This is a genomic window from Gordonia sp. Swx-4 (assembly GCF_030316175.1).
GTDB classification, from domain to species: Bacteria; Actinomycetota; Actinomycetes; order Mycobacteriales; family Mycobacteriaceae; genus Gordonia; species Gordonia alkanivorans.
Genome location: NZ_CP128197.1, coordinates 4,832,529 through 4,852,698, shown reverse-complemented (window position 1 = coordinate 4,852,698; position 20,170 = coordinate 4,832,529). Strand labels below are relative to the sequence as shown.

At 69.4% G+C, this 20,170-nt stretch carries 16 protein-coding genes; 9 read left to right on the top strand and 7 right to left on the bottom strand.

The genetic code is table 11. The annotated features are described in order from the left end of the window. Nucleotides 1-62 precede the first annotated feature (62 nt). The 4 genes from PWF70_RS21950 to trmB form a co-directional block, all read right to left on the bottom strand. Nucleotides 63-260, bottom strand: coding sequence for a hypothetical protein (locus PWF70_RS21950; protein ID WP_286352778.1), 198 nt, complete (start codon nt 258-260; stop codon nt 63-65). 133 nt (nt 261-393) lie between these two features. Next, complete coding sequence (locus PWF70_RS21945; RefSeq protein ID WP_286352777.1) at nt 394-3,342, bottom strand: MMPL family transporter; 2,949 nt, start codon at nt 3,340-3,342, stop codon at nt 394-396. A 229-nt stretch (nt 3,343-3,571) separates the two neighbouring features. After that, nucleotides 3,572-4,258, bottom strand: a complete 687-nt coding sequence (locus tag PWF70_RS21940; protein ID WP_006357089.1) for an NYN domain-containing protein — start codon at nt 4,256-4,258, stop codon at nt 3,572-3,574. Continuing rightward, nucleotides 4,255-5,043: a tRNA (guanosine(46)-N7)-methyltransferase TrmB gene (gene trmB / locus PWF70_RS21935; protein WP_006357090.1), complete on the bottom strand. Its 789-nt coding sequence runs from the start codon at nt 5,041-5,043 to the stop codon at nt 4,255-4,257. Before trmB ends, PWF70_RS21940 begins: the two co-directional genes overlap by 4 nt. A 191-nt stretch (nt 5,044-5,234) precedes the next feature. On the opposite strand from trmB, the gene PWF70_RS21930 reads away from it, so the two are divergent. The 8 genes from PWF70_RS21930 (at nt 5,235) to PWF70_RS21895 (ending at nt 15,526) form a co-directional block, all read left to right on the top strand. Beyond that, nucleotides 5,235-6,101, top strand: a complete 867-nt coding sequence (locus PWF70_RS21930) for a hypothetical protein (protein ID WP_050918619.1) — start codon at nt 5,235-5,237, stop codon at nt 6,099-6,101. After that, nucleotides 6,098-7,582, top strand: a complete 1,485-nt coding sequence (locus tag PWF70_RS21925; protein ID WP_042375089.1) for an ERA-like protein 1 — start codon at nt 6,098-6,100, stop codon at nt 7,580-7,582. The genes PWF70_RS21930 and PWF70_RS21925 overlap by 4 nt, the downstream gene beginning before the upstream one ends. Next, nucleotides 7,579-8,025 (top strand): DUF6802 family protein, encoded by a 447-nt coding sequence (locus PWF70_RS21920; RefSeq protein ID WP_006357093.1) that lies wholly within the window; start codon nt 7,579-7,581, stop codon nt 8,023-8,025. The genes PWF70_RS21925 and PWF70_RS21920 overlap by 4 nt, the downstream gene beginning before the upstream one ends. A gap of 173 nt (nt 8,026-8,198) precedes the next feature. Next, on the top strand, nt 8,199-10,025 hold the full coding sequence (locus tag PWF70_RS21915) for a phosphoenolpyruvate carboxykinase (GTP) (protein WP_042375092.1): 1,827 nt from the start codon (nt 8,199-8,201) through the stop codon (nt 10,023-10,025). A gap of 61 nt (nt 10,026-10,086) precedes the next feature. Next, nucleotides 10,087-11,094 (top strand): esterase-like activity of phytase family protein, encoded by a 1,008-nt coding sequence (locus PWF70_RS21910; protein WP_035753757.1) that lies wholly within the window; start codon nt 10,087-10,089, stop codon nt 11,092-11,094. 166 nt (nt 11,095-11,260) lie between these two features. Further along, on the top strand, nt 11,261-12,088 hold the full coding sequence (locus PWF70_RS21905) for an ABC transporter ATP-binding protein (RefSeq protein ID WP_006357096.1): 828 nt from the start codon (nt 11,261-11,263) through the stop codon (nt 12,086-12,088). A gap of 21 nt (nt 12,089-12,109) precedes the next feature. Continuing rightward, entirely contained in the window at nt 12,110-14,656 is a 2,547-nt protein-coding gene (locus tag PWF70_RS21900; protein ID WP_006357097.1) for an ABC transporter permease, read from the top strand. 96 nt (nt 14,657-14,752) lie between these two features. Beyond that, the gene (locus PWF70_RS21895; protein WP_006357098.1) at nt 14,753-15,526 is read left to right on the top strand and encodes a hypothetical protein; all 774 of its coding nucleotides are present in this window, start codon (nt 14,753-14,755) and stop codon (nt 15,524-15,526) included. A 3-nt stretch (nt 15,527-15,529) separates the two neighbouring features. Here the strand turns inward: PWF70_RS21895 and PWF70_RS21890 are convergent, their stop codons facing one another. Continuing rightward, complete coding sequence (locus PWF70_RS21890; RefSeq protein ID WP_006357099.1) at nt 15,530-16,291, bottom strand: class I SAM-dependent methyltransferase; 762 nt, start codon at nt 16,289-16,291, stop codon at nt 15,530-15,532. 68 nt (nt 16,292-16,359) lie between these two features. On the opposite strand from PWF70_RS21890, the gene PWF70_RS21885 reads away from it, so the two are divergent. Continuing rightward, the gene (locus PWF70_RS21885; protein WP_006357100.1) at nt 16,360-17,508 is read left to right on the top strand and encodes a glycosyltransferase family 4 protein; all 1,149 of its coding nucleotides are present in this window, start codon (nt 16,360-16,362) and stop codon (nt 17,506-17,508) included. Here PWF70_RS21885 and PWF70_RS21880 read toward each other — a convergent pair. Then, on the bottom strand, nt 17,474-19,189 hold the full coding sequence (locus tag PWF70_RS21880) for an MmpA family trehalose lipid delivery protein (RefSeq protein WP_155225622.1): 1,716 nt from the start codon (nt 19,187-19,189) through the stop codon (nt 17,474-17,476). The genes PWF70_RS21885 and PWF70_RS21880 overlap by 35 nt on opposite strands. Nucleotides 19,190-19,204: 15 nt before the next feature. Further along, a complete protein-coding gene (locus tag PWF70_RS21875; RefSeq protein WP_143933495.1) occupies nt 19,205-20,140 on the bottom strand; it encodes an HpcH/HpaI aldolase/citrate lyase family protein in 936 nt (311 codons plus the stop codon). Nucleotides 20,141-20,170 lie beyond the last annotated feature (30 nt).

Below are 20,170 nucleotides of genomic sequence, written 5' to 3'. Positions count from 1 at the left end.
ATAACGAGAACGGCCGGCGGGGGCGAACCCCCACCGGCCGTCGGCGACTCACTTCTCGGTGCTCATTTCTCGGAGCGGCTGCGCTTCAGCAGCTCCTGCACGCTGATCTGGGCGTCGTCACCGGTCTCGTCCGAGCGGGCGTGCCGGTCGGTCCGCGGGCGTCGACGGCCCGAGTCGGCCTCCCCGGACGGCGGGACGGGGCCGGTTCCCGGACGGGGCGTGGCCGCCGGGGTGGCGTCCGGACTCAGTCCACGCTCCATCGGCGACGGTCCCGAGGTCCGGCGACCACGAGTCGTCGGCGTCGAGTTCTCCGGCGACACAGATGCGGCCAGCGGCCGGCGACCCGCGTCGTCGAGGGTCGGGCGTCGACCCAGTGGGGACCGCGAATCGGCGTCACGCGCAGGTGCGGCGGCCGGCTGAGGCGCCTGGACCGGCGGTGCCGGCGGGGGAGTGGTGCCCGTCGGGCGGTCGCCGTTCCCCGCGGGGCGGCGTCGCCGAGGCGGATGCCGCCCTCGCCGAGCGTCCACCCGCCGGTGTCCGGACGGTCGCTCTTGGGTAGACCCGATCGCCGGTACGGCGCCATCGGGCGCCGCTCGGGACGAGGTGCCTCGGCCGACGCGCCCGGTGCCCGGGAACCGGCCGGCTGCGCGGTGGGCGGTGCCGACGGACCGACACGGCCGGGGCCGCGCGACCGGGGAGTCCCCGGGCATGGGTGCGGGCGGGACGGGACCCGGGCCTCCGTTGCGCTGCACGGGTGCACCGGGTTGGCGCGTCTTCGCCGCCGGCGCGTTGGTGAGCGGCCCGTTCGGCTGGGGTACACCGGGCTGGGGCGCGTTCGTCATGGGTGCGCCGGGTGCGGGACGCGGGGAACGGGCTGCCGGCCGTCGCGTCCGGGTGCCCTCGGCGAGCGGGTGCAGGTCCGGTGGGCGCGGTGCGCGGCCGGGCTGCGGCCATGACCGAGGTCGGGGCCTCCGCGACCAGCGTGCCGGCACTCATCTTGCGGGCCGCGCGGGAGTCGCGCTGCTCGTCGGGCTCGTCCTCGAGGACGGCCTCGCCGAGACCGATCTTGCGCTGCACGGTCTGCATCCAGCGAGGTGCCCACCAGCAGTCGTCGCCGAGCAGCTTCATCACCGACGGCACGAGCAGCATGCGGATCACGGTGGCGTCGAGGATGAGCGCCGCGATCATGCCGTACGCGATGTACTTCATCATCACGATGTCGGACAGGCTGAAGGCGCCGGTCACGACGACTAGGATCGCCGCCGCCGCGGTGATGATCCCGCCGGTGTGGGCGATGCCGCTCCGGATGGACTCGGTGGTGCTGGCTCCCCGCTGTCTGGCCTCGACCATTCGGGAGAGCAGGAACACCTCGTAGTCGGTGGAGAGACCGAAGATGATCGCGATGATCAGGACCAGGATCGCGGCGAACAGCGGACCCGGGGTGAAGTTCGCGAGGCCCGCGCCGTGGCCGTCGACGAAGATCCAGGTCAGGATGCCCAGGGTCGCGCCGAGACCGAGAGCGGTCATCAACGCCGCCTTGATCGGCAGGACCAGCGATCCGAACTGCAGGAACATCAGCAGTCCGGTGATCAGGACCAGCATGATCGCCATCAAGGGCAACCGGTTCATCAGCGCGTCGATCGAATCCTGGGTGAGCGCAGGGGTGCCCGTCACGTACATGGTGAGGCCCTGGGTGTCGATCGCCCGGAGCTGGTCGATCGCCTTGGCCGCCTTGGTGCGGTCGACCAGGCCGGCCGAGACCTGGTAGACGCCCACGTTCGGGTACCGCTCGGCGTCGTACGAACCGAAGCCGGCCTTGTCGGGATCACTGAACTTGTTGGTGAAGCCCGGAACCTGGTCGGCCTGGCGGGCGATGGCCTCGAGCTTGTTCTGGTCTTCCTGGTTTGTCTCGTCGTAGACGATGACGAGCTTGACCGCCTCGGTGCGCTCGCTGGGGAAGTACTCGTCGAACTTCTCCTGCGCGACACGTGCGGAGTTGTCCGGCGGCAGGAACTTCTCGCTGATGCCGCCGAACTGGATGCTGCCGAACGGGACCGTCAGGGCGAGCAGGAGGAGCACGGTCGGGATCGCCGTCTTCAGCGGGTTCTTCATCACCCACGTCGCGAGGCGTCCCCAGAAGCCGTTCTCGACTTCCTGGCTGGTCTTCATCCGGCCGGAGAAGCGGTTCTCCAGCGCGACGGCGCGCTCCTCGGTCGAGAAGCGGCGGACCAGCGGGATCGCGGTGTACTTGAGGATCGAGCCGATCGACAGCATGTTGACCCGTGGCCCGAGGATGCCCAGGATCGCCGGCAGCACGGTGATCGACAGGATCGCGGCGAGGGAGACCGAGGCGATGGCGCCGTAGGCCACCGACTTGAGGAATCCCTGCGGCATGATCAGCAGGCAGGCGAGGGCGGCGACGATGATGGTCGCCGAGAAGACCACGGTCTGACCCGCGGTCATCACCGTTCTTCGGACCGCGGCCTTCGTGGAATAGCCCTCGCCGAGTTCCTCTCGGAAGCGCGAGACGATGAACAGGCCGTAGTCGATCGCGATGCCGAGACCGATCAGCGTGACCACCGACTGCGCGAAGATGTTGAGCTCGGTGGTCAGCGCGAGGATCTTCATGATGCCCAGCGATCCCGCGATCGTCAGGCCGCCGATCAGGACCGGCAGACACGCCGCGACGACGCCCCCGAAGACGAAGAACAGCATGAGCGCGACGACCGGCAGCGCGATCACCTCGGCGCGCTTGATGTCCTTGTCCATGCCGTCGGCCATCGACCCGGAGACCGGCTGCAGGCCGGCGAGTTCGAAGGTGGCGCCGGGTATGTCGAAGCGTTCGGCGATGTCGTCGAAGAACGGTTCGATGGTGTTGTAGTTGGCCAGCACCGTGGTGTCGTCGTTGCCGGCGACACCGATGCTGATGAAGGCCTGACGTTTGTCCGGGGTGAACAGTCGCTCCTGGACTGCACTCTGTGCGGGCTGGACGAGGAACGGGTCGTAGAGGCCCGGGTCGGCGCGCCCGACGATGTCGGGGTGGGTGGCGATGAGGTCTTCGACGAAGGTCTCGACCTTCTTGCCGAAGGTCGGGTCGTCGACCGTCGTGCCCTCCGGTGGCGTGACCAGGAGGATGACATCAGACGTGTGATCGCGTCCCAGTGCCTTGTCGGCGTAGCGGGCACCGAGATCGGATTCCGACGTGGGGTCGAACCAACCGCTCTGACTCAGATGCTTGCTGAGATCGAGACCGTATAGCCCGAGTCCCGCCATCAGTGCGATCATCACCGCGATGACGAGGAAGCGCATTCGATACACGAATGTGCCGATTACTCGGAACACGCTGATGTCCTTTCGTGTGCGACGTGTCGGGCGCCGGCCGCGATCGGGGGTGTCGGGCCGTCGATGCGCTCGGACGGGGCGCCGTGCCGGAGGTGAACGGTGCCGGTCGCGATTCTGTCAGTTCTTCGTGAGATCTTGACAGTGTTGCCTGAGTGATCCCTGAGGTGTCGGGGTCGGTGACGCCCTCAGTGAGCACCTCGGCGTCCTGCGACGAGGCACCATGCGCCGGTCAGCGCAGTAGTGCGCTGAGCGGCCGGAACGGTGTGAGCCAGGCGCCTTCGTCCGGGAGCGAGTCCAGCCCGATGCGGGGCAGGGGCTCCCGGAACACGCCCGGGATGTCCTCGAGGTCGATGAACTCCAGTTCCTCGGTGGTGAGGGCCCAACTGGCGTGTTCGCGGAATCCGATGACGGTGACGGGCACTCCGTCGCCGGCCACTTGGAGGAGCGGCTCGCGGAACGCCTGGCCGTCGGCGGACGCCACGATCACGCCGGCTAGTCCAACAGTGTGCCTGCGAAGTTCGATGTGGTCGAGCATGTCGGAGTCCACATCGCTGTCCTCCGACAGCTTCGGCTTGGCGAAAACCGCAAAACCGACGTTACGCAGGGCATCCACCCAGGGACGCACAACATCGGCACTACCTGGGGCGATGTTGGTGAAGACGGTCGCCTCGGGCTCGACGCCGCCGCCGTTCTCCGTGAGAGCCGACACATCTGCCGTGCGCTGCAGCAGCCAGCGGCCCAAGGCGTCGAATCGAGGACGATGTGCGGCGGTCGGACGGCCGCCGAGCAGGGCGCCGAGGCCCATGTCCATGTTGGGTGCGTCCCAGACCAGCAGCATCCGGCGTGTGCCGGTCTGGCCCGCGATGGTGTCCGCGAATCCGCCGGTTGTTCCGGCCGGGGTGGTCTGGTCGGTCATGCCGGGCTCCCGTCGAGGGTGTCGCCGGACGCGGAAGCCGGCGGGATGGGCCGCGTGTACACGAACTCGCTGACGTACCGGCCCTCTCGTTCCGCACGACCCTCGAACTTCGTCGTCGGCCGCTCCAGCAGGATCGGGGACTCGCGGGTGAGCTGAACGACGTGGGGGCGGTCGGCGTCCTGGGTGGCGAGCTTCTCGGCGATCCACTCGGCATAACCCGCGTGGTCGGTGGCGATGTGCAGCACGCCCCCCGGGACGAGACGGTCGGCGATCAGCTCCAGTGTGCCCGTCTGGACGAACCGGCGCTTGTGGTGACGCGACTTCGGCCAGGGGTCGGGGAAGAACAACCGGACGCCGGTGAGGCTCGACGACGGGATCAGTTCCCGCAGGACGATCGACGCATCGCCGCGGATCAGGCGCACGTTGGTCAACCCGTTGCGGTCGACGAGACCGAGCAGCTGGGCCAGTCCCGGCTTGTAGACCTCGACCGCCACCACGTCGACGTCGGGTTCGGCCTCGGCCATCGCCGCGGTCGAGATGCCGGTGCCGCTGCCGATCTCCAGCACCTTCGGGTTGTCCCGGCCGAACATGGCGTCCAGGTCGAGCTGGGGTTCGGGAATGCGCTCCGGACCGATCTCGAGGTCGCGGCCCAGGACGGGCCAGAGGGTCTCCCAGTTGCGTTGCTGTCCGGTCGTCAAGGTCCCCCGGCGGAATCGGAAGCTCGTCACGCGGGGGTACAACCGTGACCTGTCAGCGCTGTTGTTCACCCGTCCATCGTTGCGCATCGTGGCCTGTCCGCGAAGTCGCGGGTGATCGTGTCCGTCGAGCGGTCGGGGATTCGTGGGGACAGAGCGCGCTGTCGGCGGGGATGTGGAGGTCCGGAAGCCCATCGGGGCCAATCCGGATTAGTCTCGGGCCAGCCGCGGAACACGCGGGGTGTCTTGTGGGGAAGGGCTGTTGAGACGTGGGGGCGAACGTGCGCACAACGACGAACCCGCCACCCGGGTGGCGGCCGCCCCGGGATCCGCTTTCGGCGGCCGCTGAGCAGGGCGGACTCGCCGACCTCGTCGAGCCGTCGTCGCCGCTGGTCCCGGTCCTCTCCGCGGCCGGACACCGCTTTCTGCGTCCTCTACATGTGCAGGTGGTCGGCCGGCCGGGCGTCGGGCGCGACACGATGGCGCGCGCCCTGCGCGAGCGACTCGCGCCGACCGTGACCGGTCTGGGCGAGGACGCACCCGCCGCCGACCTCTGGCTGCACGTCCTGGCCGGGCCGCCGCGCCGCGCCGACCACGAACTGCTGAGCTCGCTGCCCGCCGACCGCGTGGTCGTCGTCCTCGGCAAGGCCGACACCCACCCGGACTGGGAAGCCGCCGTCGATGTCGCCAGGCGATGCTCGACGCAGCTGGGCCTGCCCGTGCACGCCGTCTCCCAACTGCTCGCGTGTGCCGACCTCGGCGCCGCGGAGTTCGCCGCCCTCACCCGGCTGGCCGCCGAGCGGGCCGAGATGCCGTCGATGGCCGGCCGGTTCCTCGCCGGTGCGCCCGAGTTGCAGGAGCGGTTGCTGCGGCAAGGACTGCTGCGCCGGATCGACGCGTTCGGCATCGGCACCGCGCTGCGGCTGATCACGGAGGAATCAGACGAGGCGGCCGACGCGGACGCGCTCAACCGTGCTCTTCACGCCCGAAGCGGGGTTACGCAGCTCGGCGCGGCGTTCGGTGACCGCGTGGGCCGCGTCCGCTTCTGGCGCGAGGTCGAGATCCGCGCCGAGCTGGAACGTGCCGCGGCCCGGGGCTGCGATCGGGAGAACGCCGAACGTCTGCTCGCGGCCGGAGGTGCCGGATGAGTACGCGGGTTCTCGAGGCAGCGCGGGAACTGACCGGATTCGACGCCGCGGCCGTCGGTACCGGCTCCGGGGTCCTGGTCGTCGGGACCGACGGCGTCGGAGTGCGCACACTCGTCGACGCCGTGCGGGAACTGGCCCCCGATCTCGAAACCCACGCCCGGGCCCTGGAGGTCGGAAACCAGCCGGGCGTCGCGCTGGTCGTCGTCGACCCGTCGTCGTCGGTGGGTGACGAGGAACTCCACCTCGTCGAGCGGGTGCGTGGGACGGTCGGGACCGTCGCGCTGGTGTGCACCAAGATCGACGCCTTCTGGGAATGGCCCCGCATCGTCCGTGCCCATCGCAAGACCCTCGATCCGTTCGGGACGATGCCGCTGTTCGGGGTGTCGGCGGCCGCTTCGCTGGGCGGCGCCGTCGAGGAGTCCGGGGTCGACGCACTGGTCGGCTGGATACGTGAGGCGCTCGAGGCCCCCGCCGCGGTGCGCGTCGAGCGGGCCCGCCTCGCTGCGGGAGCCGGGGCCGTCGAACATCTGCTGGACGACACCGACGCCGGAACCGACACCGACACATCCGGCGCGCTGGACGAGCTGATGAGTACGCGGCGCCGGCTGGTGTCGTCGCGGGATCGCGGTCGGGTCGATCGACTCGCGGCCGTGCGCGCCGGCCTGACCCGAGCCCGAGCGCAGTCCTCGGCCGAACTGCAGTCTCGTGTCCGCGGGCTCGCGGCACTGGTCGCCGACGACGCGCCGGGGACCGGCGCCGAGCACCAGTCGTGGCTGCGCAGTCGGTGGGCCGACCTCGCCGACGGAATCCGCCGGGACGCCGACGAGCGCATCGACGAGGTCGCGGCCACCTCGCTCGTCGGGCTCGACCCCGAACCGTCCCCGCAGGAGCCGTGGCCGGAGACCCCGTTGCCCGCCGACGGGCCGGGCAACCGGCGGCGGCGCGGAGGTGCGGAGGACGCGCTGCTCGTCATCATCGGCGCCTCGACCGGATTGGGCGTGGGGCGTCTCGTCGTCGCGCCGATGGCGTCGGTGCAGACACTGCAGTGGATCAGCATGCCGCTGACCCTGTTGCTGGGGATCGGCGTCGCGGTCTGGGTGATCCGCGTCCGGCGTGGTGCGCTGGATCGCGCCGACCGCACGGGCCGCAGCACCGAGCGGCTGACCGTCGCCCGCTCCGCACTCGACCACCAGCTCGGACTGCGGTTCGCCGCGGCCGAGACCCGGATCGCGGGGCAGATCGCCCGGGCCCACGAACGCAGAGCCCGGCGGACGAGCGAGCAGGTCGCGCAGATCGACGACGAGATCCGGAGGCTGCGCAGCGGCACGGCGAACCAGGACGTGCGTGTTCGCCGCGACCGCGCGGAAGCCGTGCACCGCGAACTCCTCGCCCGCTCCGAACAGCTGTGGGCGGATGACAAGGACGAGAACGACCCGAGCACGAATGATCAGGCCGGCTCCGGCGAGGACGGGACAAGGTGAACGAGATGGATTCGATCTTCGACGGCGACCACGCAGGGGCCGATCCGCGCGACAGCGGCCGACCCGACGCGGGGGCGCTGTCGGGCGGGTCGTTCGAGACCGCCGACCTGCCCGGCACCGGCCCCGGGTTCGAGCCGCACGTCGACTCGGTCGCCGCGGTCCATGCGGAATCGGCCGCCGACGACCTCGACGACCACCTGTGGATGCACGAGGACGGCCGCATCTGGGATCTCGGCCCGGCGGAGGTCGACACCGACAACGACGGGGTCAACGACTCCCTCACGCGAAACGGTCCGGACGGGTTCACCGTGTACACCGACAGCGACCGGGACGGCCAGGTCGACAAGATCACCGAGATCGGCGCCGACGGCGGCTTCAGCTCGGCCGTGCTCGACCCGGAGACCGGCGAGTGGATTCCCGGCGGCTCGGGGCGTATCGGCTGAGCAGGCCGACGGCCGTCTTCCAGGGACTTTGGTCCCATATCGCCTGAGTGTGGGATAAGCCGCAGTCGCCGACCCCCACACCTAGCGCCCGCTCGGTGCACGTATCCTGGACACCTAGACGACTGACCGGTGACCATTCCAGCAGGTCACACGCTCGCCAGGAGGCCCCAACGATGACCGCAGCCACCATTCCCGGACTGGACCCGAGCAGCGCGCCGACCAACCATCAGGGTCTGTTGGCCTGGATCGCCGAGATCGCGGAACTGACGCAGCCCGATCGGGTCGTGTGGTCCGACGGCAGCGACGAGGAGTGGGAACGCCTCACCGACGATCTGGTGAAGGCCGGCACCCTCGTGAAGCTCAACGAGGAGAAGAAGCCGAACTCCTTCCTCGCCAGCTCCGACCCCGCCGATGTCGCCCGCGTCGAGTCGCGGACCTACATCTGCTCGGAGAAGGAAGAGGACGCCGGTCCGACCAACAACTGGGTCGAGCCCGCCGAGATGCGCGCCACCATGACCGAGCTGTACCGCGGCTCGATGCGCGGCCGCACCATGTTCGTCATCCCGTTCTGCATGGGCCCGCTGGACTCGGATGACCCGAAGCTGGGCGTCGAGATCACCGACTCCGAGTACGTCGTCCTGTCGATGAAGATCATGACCCGCGTCGGTCCGCGCGTCCTCGAGATCCTCGGCGACGACGGCTTCTTCGTGAAGGCACTGCACTCGGTGGGTGCGCCGCTCGAGCCCGGCCAGGCCGACGTGCCGTGGCCGTGCAACACCGAGAAGTACATCACCCACTTCCCCGAGACCCGCGAGATCTGGTCCTACGGTTCGGGTTACGGCGGCAACGCCCTGCTCGGCAAGAAGTGCTACGCCCTGCGCATCGCCTCGGTCATCGCCCGCGACGAGGGCTGGATGGCCGAGCACATGCTCATCCTCAAGCTCACCAGCCCGGCGAACAAGGTCTACTACGTCGCCGCGGCGTTCCCGAGTGCCTGTGGCAAGACGAATCTCGCGATGCTGCAGCCCACCATCCCGGGCTGGAAGGCCGAGACCGTCGGCGACGACATCGCCTGGATGCGCTTCGGCGAGGACGGCCGTCTCTACGCGATCAACCCGGAGTTCGGTTTCTTCGGCGTCGCGCCCGGCACCAGCTACGACTCGAACCCGAACGCGATGAAGACCATCGAGGCCGGAAACACCTTGTACACCAACGTCGCTCGCACCGACGACGGCGACATCTGGTGGGAGGACATCGACGGGCCCACGCCTGCGCACCTCACCGACTGGCTCGGCAACGACTGGACTCCGGAGTCCGGTCACAAGGCCGCACACCCGAATTCGCGCTACTGCACCCCGATCTCGCAGTGCCCGTCGCTGGCCGACGAGTGGGACGACCCGAAGGGTGTGCCGATCTCGGCGATCCTGTTCGGTGGCCGCCGCAAGACCACCGTCCCGCTGGTGACCGAGGCCCGCGACTGGCAGACCGGCGTCTTCATGGGCGCCACCGTCGGCTCCGAGCAGACCGCCGCGGCGGAGGGCAAGGTCGGCACCGTGCGTCGCGACCCGATGGCGATGCTGCCGTTCATGGGCTACCACGTCGGCGATTACTTGCAGCACTGGGTCAACATCGGCAAGAACGCCGACGAGTCCAAGCTGCCGAAGGTGTTCTACGTCAACTGGTTCCGACGTGGCGACGACAAGCGCTTCCTGTGGCCCGGATTCGGCGAGAACAGCCGCGTGCTGAAGTGGATCATCGGCCGCATCGAGGGCGAGGCCGACGGTGTCGAGACGCCGATCGGCATCGTCGCCAAGCCGGAGGACATCGACGTGTCCGGGCTCGACGTGCCGGCCGAGGACGTCGCCGAGGCGCTGGCGTTCAAGGCCGACGAGTGGCGCGAAGAGATCCCGTCGATCGAGGAGCTCTTCGAGTTCATCGGCCCGAAGCTGCCGACCTCGCTGCGCGACGAGCTCGAAGGTCTCAAGCAGCGTCTCGCCTGATCCGCGGCCATCAGGCAGTTCGGCCTGAGGCTGATGTGACGGTTGAGGTATCGTGCCCCTCATGAAGCCACGTTTGTGGGGGGCCACGATCGCCGGAGCCTGTGTACTCGGGCTGTCCTCTCCGCTCGCAGTTCAACCAGCCACTGCCGCACCGGCTTCCGGTGCCGGCGTCAGCGCGTACTACACCGACACGACGACGCTCGGCGACTTCGTCCCGACGTTCAACCGGATCACCGGCCTGGACCGGACCGGTAACGGTCAGTACGCGCTGATCGCCGAAGACGTGCTCCCCGCACGGTTCTTCACCGCCCGGATCGGATACTCCTCGGAGACCGCATCATTCGTCGGTCGTCCCGCACTCAACGGTGGCGGCACGGTCCTCGGGCCGTGGTTCGTCCCGTTGCTGCCGGGCGGCGCGCAGTTCGAGGGCATCCGGAAGACCAACGGCGGTTACACCGTCGTCAGCGGCGGCAACAACCAGTTCGTCCGGCAGATCGGTCCGCTGGGCCAGTTCACCCGCGATCTCCCGCTGCCGGCCGCATGGCGTCCCTCGTCCAAGTCGGGCGTCGCCGGACAGCGTGGGCTCACCGGCCTCGCCGTCGGTCCCCAGGGCCAGGTCTCGGTGCTCACCGCGGGCGGACTCAAGCAGGACGGTCGCACCTCGGCGCGACTGCTCACCTTCGGCAAGCCCAACCGCGAATTCGTCTATCGCACCGACGCCAACAAGGTCGCGGCCGACGTGCTGGCCATCAACTCCACCGACTTCCTCGTCCTCGAGCGCGGTGCAGGGAAGCTGACCAACATCTTCTGGACCACCACCCGCGGCGCGACCTCGGTGACCGGCAACAAGAAGCTCTCCGGCAAGGAGAAGGCGATGCCGAAGCGTCGCATCTTCTCCACGACCGGCACGCCGCGCCTCGTCACCGGCGACATGTCGGGCCTCGCCTGGGGCAACTGGCACCCCGACAACCCGTTCGCCAACGCGCGCAGCAGGACACTGCTCGTCGTGTCCCAGAACGCCGGCGCGCCCACCCGCGTCCACTCGTTCGAGGTTCAGCTGCCCAGATAGCGACTCTCGGAAGCTCTGCCCTACCCAGCGAGCGGTGGGGATCGGTCCTCCGTCGGTTCGGGGCTGAGCGGGGAGCGGATGGGAAGGTGTGACAATTCCCGCCTCAGGGTGGTGTCAGGGGGTTACCTGATAGCCATTCGGCGTCGGATTTGGCACCGTTGAGGGCATGACGACGACTGATGCGGCCGCCCGCGATGCCGGAGCGCCGAAACACGGAGTGGCTGCGGGTGCGGAGAACCTGTCCAAGAGGTACGGCACGGGCGACACCGCCGTCGAGGCCCTGAAGGGCGTCTCGATCGAGTTCCGCGAGGGCGAGTTCACCGCCATCATGGGCCCGTCGGGGTCGGGCAAGTCGACGCTGATGCACTGCCTCGCCGGCCTGGACGTCGCGAGCGACGGCCGTGTCCACATCGGCGACACCGATCTCACCGCGTTGTCCGACAAGGCGATGACCATGCTCCGCCGCGACCGCATCGGGTTCGTCTTCCAGGCGTTCAACCTGGTGCCGACGCTCACCGCGAAGGAGAACATCACCCTCCCGGTCGACATCGCCGGCCGTACCGTCGACACCGAGTGGTTCGACGCGGTCACCGAACGACTCGGCATCACCGACCGACTCGGGCACCTGCCCAGCGAACTCTCCGGCGGCCAGCAGCAGCGTGTGGCGTGTGCCCGGGCGCTGATCGGCAAGCCCGCGATCATCTTCGGCGACGAACCCACCGGCAACCTCGACTCGCGGTCCTCGGGTGAGGTCCTGTCGATCCTCCGCGCCGCCACCGACGAGTTCGGGCAGACCGTCGTCATCGTGACCCACGATCCGCGCGCGGCGTCGTACGCCGACCGGGTGGTGTTCCTCGCCGACGGACAGATCGTGCAGGAGCTCGCCCGCCCGAGCGCCGACGACGTCTTCGAGGTGATGAAGAACCTCGACGTGGTCCACCACGCCGACGCTCCCTCCCAGTCGGCTCCCGCCGAGACCTCCAGAGCGCTCTGAGCCGTGGCGTCATCATCGGTGATGCGCCGGGTTTCCCTGCGAAACCTGCGGGCGCACAAGCTACGTCTGTTCCTGACCCTCTTCTCGATCGTCCTCGGCACGTCCTTCGTGGTCGGTTCGATCGTGTTCACCAACTCCGTCTCGAAGGCCTTCACCGACATCTTCGACAGTGCCGCGCAGGGTGTGGCGGTCGAGGTGACGCCCGCTGATCGGCAGTCGCCGGGCGTTCCGCTGTGGGTGGTCGACCAGTTGCGTGACCAGCGCACCGCACTCGGCATCGACAAGCTCGTCGTCAACAACAGCGGGTTGGTCACCGTCGCCGACTCCGACGGCAAGGCCATCCAGACGGGTGGTGCGCCGAGCGTGGGCACCACCTACATCCCGGAGAACGAGGCGCTCGATCCCGACGAGTCCCGGATCCTGCCGGGTGGTCGCGGGCCGGCCGACGCCGGCGAGATCGCCCTGAACGCCTCGGCTGCCGAGGAGGCCGGGCTGAAGGTCGGGTCGAAGACCAAGGTCGTCATCGGCCAGGGCAGTTCCACCCCGCTCGACGTCACCGTCGTCGGACTGATCGACCTGCCCGCCTCCACCGGCGGGTACGTCAACGCACAGTTCGACGCGGCGACCGCGTCGGGGCTCTTCACCGACGGGCGCCACGTCGGGCTCGTCGACATGTCGGCCGTCGACGGGGTGTCCCCGAAGCAACTGCAGGAGCGGGTGCGCACCTTCCTCGGCTCCGACGCCGATCTGTACGAGGTGCGGACCGGCGATCAGGTACGGGAGGACCAGAAGGCGCAGGTCAACGAGTTCCTGCAGATCTTCCAGTACATCCTGCTGGCGTTCGCGGCGATCGGCCTGGTCGTCGGCACGTTCATCATCTACAACACCTTCTCGATGATCGTCGCGCAGCGTAACCGCGAGTTCGCGCTGCTGCGTGCGGTCGGGGCGAGTCAGCGACAGGTGTCGCGGTCGGTCCTCTTCGAGGCGTTCGTCGTCGGTGTGCTCGGCGGAGCGCTGGGCCTGGCCATCGGCATAGGCCTGGCGGCCGCGCTCAAGGCGTTCACCAGTGCGTCGTCGGGTCTGCCGGAGGGCGAGCTGACGATCGGGGTCGGCGCGGTACTCGCGGGCATACTGGTCGGCGTCGTGGTGACGATGATCAGCGCATGGGTACCGGCAGCTCGTGCCGCCCGGGTGCCGCCGGTGGAGGCGATGCGTGCCTCGGCCGCCGAGGGATCGGCATCCCTGCGCAACCGCACCCTCATCGGTGCGGTCATCGGCCTGGCCTCGATCGTGGCGATCGTCGTCGGCGCGATGGACGAGGGCTCCGGACCGGCGCTGACGGTCGGCGCGGGCGCGGCCGGTCTGGTGCTGGCCGCGGTGCTGGTCGGACCGGCTTTCGCGCGGCCGTTCGTGGGAGTGCTCGGCCGTGTGGTCGGTGCGCCCTTCGGCACGATCGGACGGCTCGCACGCACGAATGCTGTTCGGAATCCCCGACGTTCGGCTGCGACGGCGTTCGCCCTGACGCTGGGCCTGATGCTGGTGGCGATCATCGGCACGCTCGGCCAGTCGTTCAAGGGCACGGTCGACGAGGCCGTCGACTCCGGCATCACCGCCGATTACATCCTCTCGGGCACCAACCAGGGGCCGTTGCCGCCCACGGTGGGTCCCTCGGTGGAGAAGGTGCCGGGTGTCGGCGAGGTGGTCTCGTTCGGCGTCGTGCAGGCGAAGGTCGACGATCAGCCGGTGCAGGGTTTCTCCGCGCTCGGTGGACCGCTGAGTGACGTCACGGTCATGGACATGGAGGACGGCGCGTCGTCGACGCTGCCGGCCGACGGGATGCTGATCAGTCACCGCACGGCGATGACGAAGGGCTGGGAGCGCGGCCAGGTCCTGAACTTCACCTCACCCATCGGTGAACAGGTTCAGGTCCCCATCGCGGGCGTGTACGCCGACAACGAGGCTCTCCAGCCGTGGGTCGTCGGTCCCGCGGTCTACGACCGCCTGGTCCCGCCCCCGGCGCGTTTCGACATCACGGTCTTCGTGAAGGCCGAGGCCGGTGCCGATCTGGAGACCCTGCGGACCGGGCTCGAGGACGCGACCGCCGGGTACCTGACCGTCCAGGTCAAGGACCGCGACCAGTTCAAGGGCCAGATCTCCGCGCAGATCGACCAGATGCTCGGCACGCTCTACGCGATGCTCGGCCTGGCGCTGCTGATCGCGGTGCTGGGCATCATCAACACCCTGGCGTTGTCGGTGGTGGAGCGGAAGCGCGAGATCGGCATGTTGCGTGCGATCGGCATGGTCCGAGGTCAGGTGCGTCGTTCGATCTACCTCGAATCGGTGCTCATCTCGATCTTCGGTGCCGTCGTCGGCGTCATCCTCGGAACGCTGATCGGCGTCGCCCTCGTGCGCACGCTGGCGGCGTGGGGTCTGGGCGCGCCGGTGATCCCGTGGTCGCTGATCGTGATCACGCTGGTCGCCTCGGCGGTGGTCGGTGTGCTGGCGGCGCTCTGGCCGGCGGTCCGCGCCGCCCGGACGGGGCCGCTCGAGGCGATCGCCGACCTCTGACGCCCTCCTCCTGTTCTGTGGCCCACGCGACCCGGGTTCTGTCCGGGCCGCGTGCTCACAGGTCGATATCAGGAACCGGATGACAGAATCGTCCGCATGACGCGACCACCCCAGGGCGATCCGAACGATCCGCGGAACAATCCGCCGGAGACCCGACAGTTCGATCCCGACTTCGACCCCTCGGCGCCGCCGTCGCAGGCCTACACCCAGCCGCACGCCGGTGAGCCGTATCCCGGGCCGTACACCGAGCCGCACGCCGGACCCCAGTACGACGAACCCCAGTACGCGGATCCCCGGTACACCGGCGGCTCGCCGTATGCGGGATCGCCGTACGACGCACCCCCGGGTGGTGAGCCCCCACGCGGCGGATCGTCGAAGGGACGCACCATCGGCCTCGCGCTGGTGGCGCTGGCCGCCCTGGTGATCCTCGGACTCGTCGTCGTGCTGGTCACGAAGTCCGGCGGTGACGAGGACTCACCCACCGCAGCGGGTTCGTCGTCGACGACGGCCACCAGTGAGGAGACGACGACCACCAGTTCGTCCCCGACCACCACGACGACGACGACCGAGGAGACGACGTCGAGTCCGAGCAAGAAGCCGGGTCCGGCGACGGTGGTCTACCAGCTCACCGGAAACGGTGACGTCGTGGCGCTCAGCTTCAGCAAGGGTGGCGGTTCGCCGACGGTCATCGCTGCCACCGGTTCGCCCTGGTCGCAGCGGGTGAACGTGAAGGGCAACAAGGCGACCCTGTCGGCCATCGTCGTCCGCGGTCCGGTCACCTGCAGCATCCTCGTCGACGGGGAACAGCTCGCGACCGCCACCAGCAACGGCGGCACGCTGAACTGCACCGCCGATCTCCCCGCGGAATAGGGGCTACCGCTTACGCAGCACCAGCACGAGGTTCGTGCCCAGCACCTCGCGGAGGCCCGGGACGCGCATGACCCACCACATCCAGCGCGGGATGTAGCGGGGGAAGGCGGCCAGCAGCTCGGCCCGATCGGTCACCGATCCCGCCCAGCGCAGGCCGTCGGCGGCGTGGACGGCGAACAGCGAGGTCCCGAAGAGGTTCTTGGGCGGGTGGCCGTGGCGTCGGGTGTAGAGACGTGCGGCGCGGTGTCCGCCGAGGTAGTGGGTGAGACCCATCTCGTGGCCGCCGAACGGACCCCACCACAGCGTGTAGCTGATGATGACGACGCCGCCGGGACGGGTCACGCGCAGCATGTCGTCGGCCATCTCCCACGGCGTCAGCGTGTGCTCGACGACGTTCGACGACACCGTCACGTCGATGCAGTCGTCGGCGAAGGGCAGATTCTGGCCCGACCCGCGGACCGAACCGCGATGTTCGAGACCGCCGGCGTGCATCTCCGTGGGGTCCGGCTCGACCGACATGTAGTGCGCGCCCCGTGCGCGGAAGGCGTCGGCGAAGTAGCCGGGACCGCCGCCGACGTCGAGGATGACGCCGCCGTCGAGGTCGGGTACGAACGCCTGCACCATCTCCGCGGTGTCGGCCGCCAGGGCGCCGTAGAACCGGGCGGGATCGGACTGCTCGTAGCGGAAGTCGTTCAGCAGCCCGGCCGCGCGCCGCAGGGTGGCCAGTCGGGCCATACGGTCGCGGCCGGAAGTCGTGGTCGTCATCGTCGGGAAACTCTAATCGACCGGAGTCTCGGCAGTTCATCAGCTACTCGGCGGTAGGCTGTCGTGCGATGCGCGTACCTTCCGACGTCCTGCTGCTGTGCTGGCGGGATACCCGCCACCCTCAGGGCGGTGGCAGCGAGACATATCTGGAGCGCGTCGGTGCCGAACTGGCCCGACGCGGTACCCGCGTCACCTTTTTGACCTCGGCGTATCCGGGCGCCGCCGGCGAGGAGTACCGCGACGGCATGCGGTTCGTGCGCGCCGGCGGGCGGATCAGCGTGTATCCGCGCATGCTGGCGACGATCCTGGCCGGGCGTCTCGGCTTCGGGCCGCTCCGGGACTGTCGGCCGGAGGTCGTCGTCGACACCCAGAACGGGGTGCCGTTCTTCGCGACCGCCGTCGCCTCGGCACCGACGGTGGTGCTGGTCCATCACTGTCATCGCGAGCAGTGGCCGGTTGCCGGTCGGTTACTCGGGCACGTCGGATGGTTCATCGAGTCACGACTCTCGCCGCGGGTTCATCGCCGGAACCGCTATGTCACCGTGTCCACGCCGTCGAAGACCGAACTCGTCGCGCTCGGCGTCGACGCGGATCGGATCTCCGTCGTGCGCAACGGCATCGACCCCGTCCCCGCCGGCGCTGTGCTCGCCGTACGGTCGTCCGACGCCGGCTCCGAGCCGGTGCGCCTGTGTGTCCTGTCGCGACTGGTGCCGCACAAGCAGGTCGAGGACGCGCTCACGGTGCTGGCGCAGCTGCGTCGTTCCGGGATCGATGTCCACCTCGATGTCATCGGCGGTGGTTGGTGGTCCGACGAACTGCGCTCGGCGGCAAGCGAACTCGAGGTCACCGACGCGGTCACCTTCCACGGTCACGTCAGTGAGGAGCGCAAGCACGAGCTGCTCTCGCAGGCGCGGGTCCACCTGATGCCCTCGCGCAAGGAGGGTTGGGGTCTGGCGGTGGTCGAAGCTGCGCAGCACGGGGTTCCGACCATCGGCTACCGCAGCTCGGTCGGTCTCGCCGACTCCATCGACGATGGCAACACCGGTCTCCTCGTCGACGGCGTCGACGAACTGGTGAGTGCCACCAGGAAGCTCATCGACAACCCGGACGAGGCCCAGCGGCTGGGGGACAGCGCCCGGGTTCGGGCGGGCCGCTACTCCTGGGCCGCCACGTGCGACGGGTTCATCGAGACGTTCGACGCCGTTCTCGCGCGCTGACGACGATCGCCCCCACGACCCCGGTCCCCAGCATCGCCGCCCAGAGAAGGTGTGCGGCGATCGCCATGGTCCGATCGGCCGCTCCCGCACCGCGATCGGCCGGATCGTCGACCCGGTACAACCGGAGATCGTCCCCGTCGTGGGCGAGGCGCGCGTCCGCCGCGAGCCGGGCGGGCGGGGAATTGTTCTCGACGAGAACCCAACCCACACCGAGTGCCGCGAGATCCTCGGGTGAGCCGCCGGCCTCGAGCGCCGACGCCACGGCCGCTGCGTGCTCACTCGGTGGGTCGACGACCTCGCCGTCGACGGTGAGTGCACCGGACTCGATCACCGGGGCCCGCAGCATCCGCGCCGCCGGATCGAGCGAGACGCCGTCCGCGAATCGGTAGTGCCGCACGGTGTCCGCGGGCCAGAGGGCGACCGAACCCTGATCGTCGGGCACTATCGCCGACACCGCGGCCCAGTCGTCGGGGTAGGCCACCGGCCGCACCGAACCGCCGGCACCCCAGGCGAGATCGGGCAGCGGGGCGACGACGAGTAACACGACCCCGACGAACGCGAAGCCCGACGGCACGCGCCGGCAGGCCGCCGCGACCGCACCGGCCACGGCCAGCGTGACCCCGGGGACGAGCAGTGCGGAGAACTTCTGGGTGTCGCGGAGCAGACCGGCACCGGGGACGTGTTCGACCGCGAACTCCAGCAACCACTCTCCCGGACCGAAGCTGCCGCCGATCAGCAGAACCGCGACGGCGACAGACAGTGCGGCGATTCCTCGCACCAGCGGATCGAGGGTCGTCCGACGACGGAAGAGGTGGACGGCGCCCATCGCGACCACGAGCAGCAGGCACAGCGTCGCGATCGCCGCCCACCAGATGGAGCGACTGGTGGGCACCGCATCAGCGTTCCAGATGCCGCCCAGCGAAAGGACGGTTCCCACCGGTCCCAGGCCCGGCTCCGACCGGAGGCCGAACGCATCGACGCCGGCGGCGGCGGAAGTCGTGGTGGCGTCGCTGATCACGGCCGTCACGACCCACGACAGAGTGCTCAGGACCCACAGTCCGGCGGCGATGAGTGCGGGGCGCAGGCCGACCGGACGGCACCCGAGCCCCACGATCAGCACGACCCCGGCGAGCACCGATCCCGTCGGTGTCAACCCCGCAGCGGCCAGCAAACCACCCAGCCGGAGAAACCGCGCCGCGTCGTGGTGATCCCGAAGTTCCGATGCCGCAACGAGAATCCAGCCCAGCGCGGCGTACCCGACCAGCAGACTCCAGTGCCCCTGCAGGAGACGTTCGGCGACATAGGGATTCCAGATCGCCGCGAGAGCGGCGGCCGCCGCGCCCGTACGCCCGGCGCCGGGGACGAGCCGGAATGCCAATCGGCCGAAGCCGACACCCGCGAACACCAAGGCGGCCAGCAGGATCGCGGTGACCACCGTGCCACCGTCGACCACTGTCGACGCCATCGCGACGAACCAGTCCTGCGGTACCGCGCGCGGCGGCAGGTCACCGATGCCCAGCGTGGTGTCGGTGACGTGGGTGCGCGGCGTCGACACCGCGTCCCGGTACAGCAGGTAACCGGGTCCGACGCCGATCGATCCGGGGAGCAGCGGCGCCAGGACGGCCACGGCCGCAACGGCACTCACCAGGTAGAGCGTCGGGAGCAACCGTCCGGAGAACACCGCGGCCCGGGTGGCTCAGAAGTGGTGGGTGTCCGACGGCGCGGGTGCGTGCACCGGGTCGTCGTCGAACTCCGACTCGGTGATGCCGTAGGCGCGCGCGAGGTCGAGGATCTTGGTGGCGCGTGCGATGCGGGGGAGGTCCGAACCGTTGCGGATCTCCCCGCCGTCGCGCTCGAACTCCGCGAAGAATTCCCGCGCCCAGGTGATCTCGTCCTGGGACGGCGACAGGCCCTCGTTGACCGGGGCGCACTGCGCGGGCGTCAGGCAGATCTTGCCCGTCATGCCGAACTCCGCACTCACCGCGGTGGCCTCGCTCAGTTTGAGGGCGCTCGAACCGACGGTCGGGCCGTCGATGGCACTGGGAAGGTGAGCGGCCTTGGCGGCGATGGTGAATCTCGACCGGGCGTAGGCGAGGGTCTGCGGGCTGTCGCCGAAGCCGGTGTCCCGGCGGAAGTCACCGATACCGAAGGCAAGGCGGAAGGTGCCCTTGGCGGAGGCGATCTCGCTGATCCGCTCGAGTCCGCGGGCGGTCTCGACGAGAGCGACGATCGGGAGGCCCGGTAGGCGCTTGGCGGTCTCGGTCACGTGGTCGACGGACTCGACCATCGCCAGCATCACGCCGCCGATCGCGGTCCCCGCGAGTGCCTCGAGGTCATCGGCCCACCACGGGGTGCCGAAGCCGTTGATGCGGACCCATTCACCGGCGCCGGGACCGGAGCCGTCCTTGGGGCCGATCCAGCGCACGACGTTGTTCCGCGCCTCGACCTTGTCCTTGGGAGCCACGGCGTCTTCGATGTCGAGCACGACGATGTCGGCGCGCGAGCGAGCCGCCGGCTCGAACTTCGCGTAGTGGGCGCCGTTGACCAGGAGCCAGCTTCGGGCCAGCACCGGATCGATACGCGAACCGACATCGGTCGATTCGGCGTCGTAGGTCGTGTTGTCGTCGTACATCGATATCTCTCGTTCGTGAATTCTGCAGCC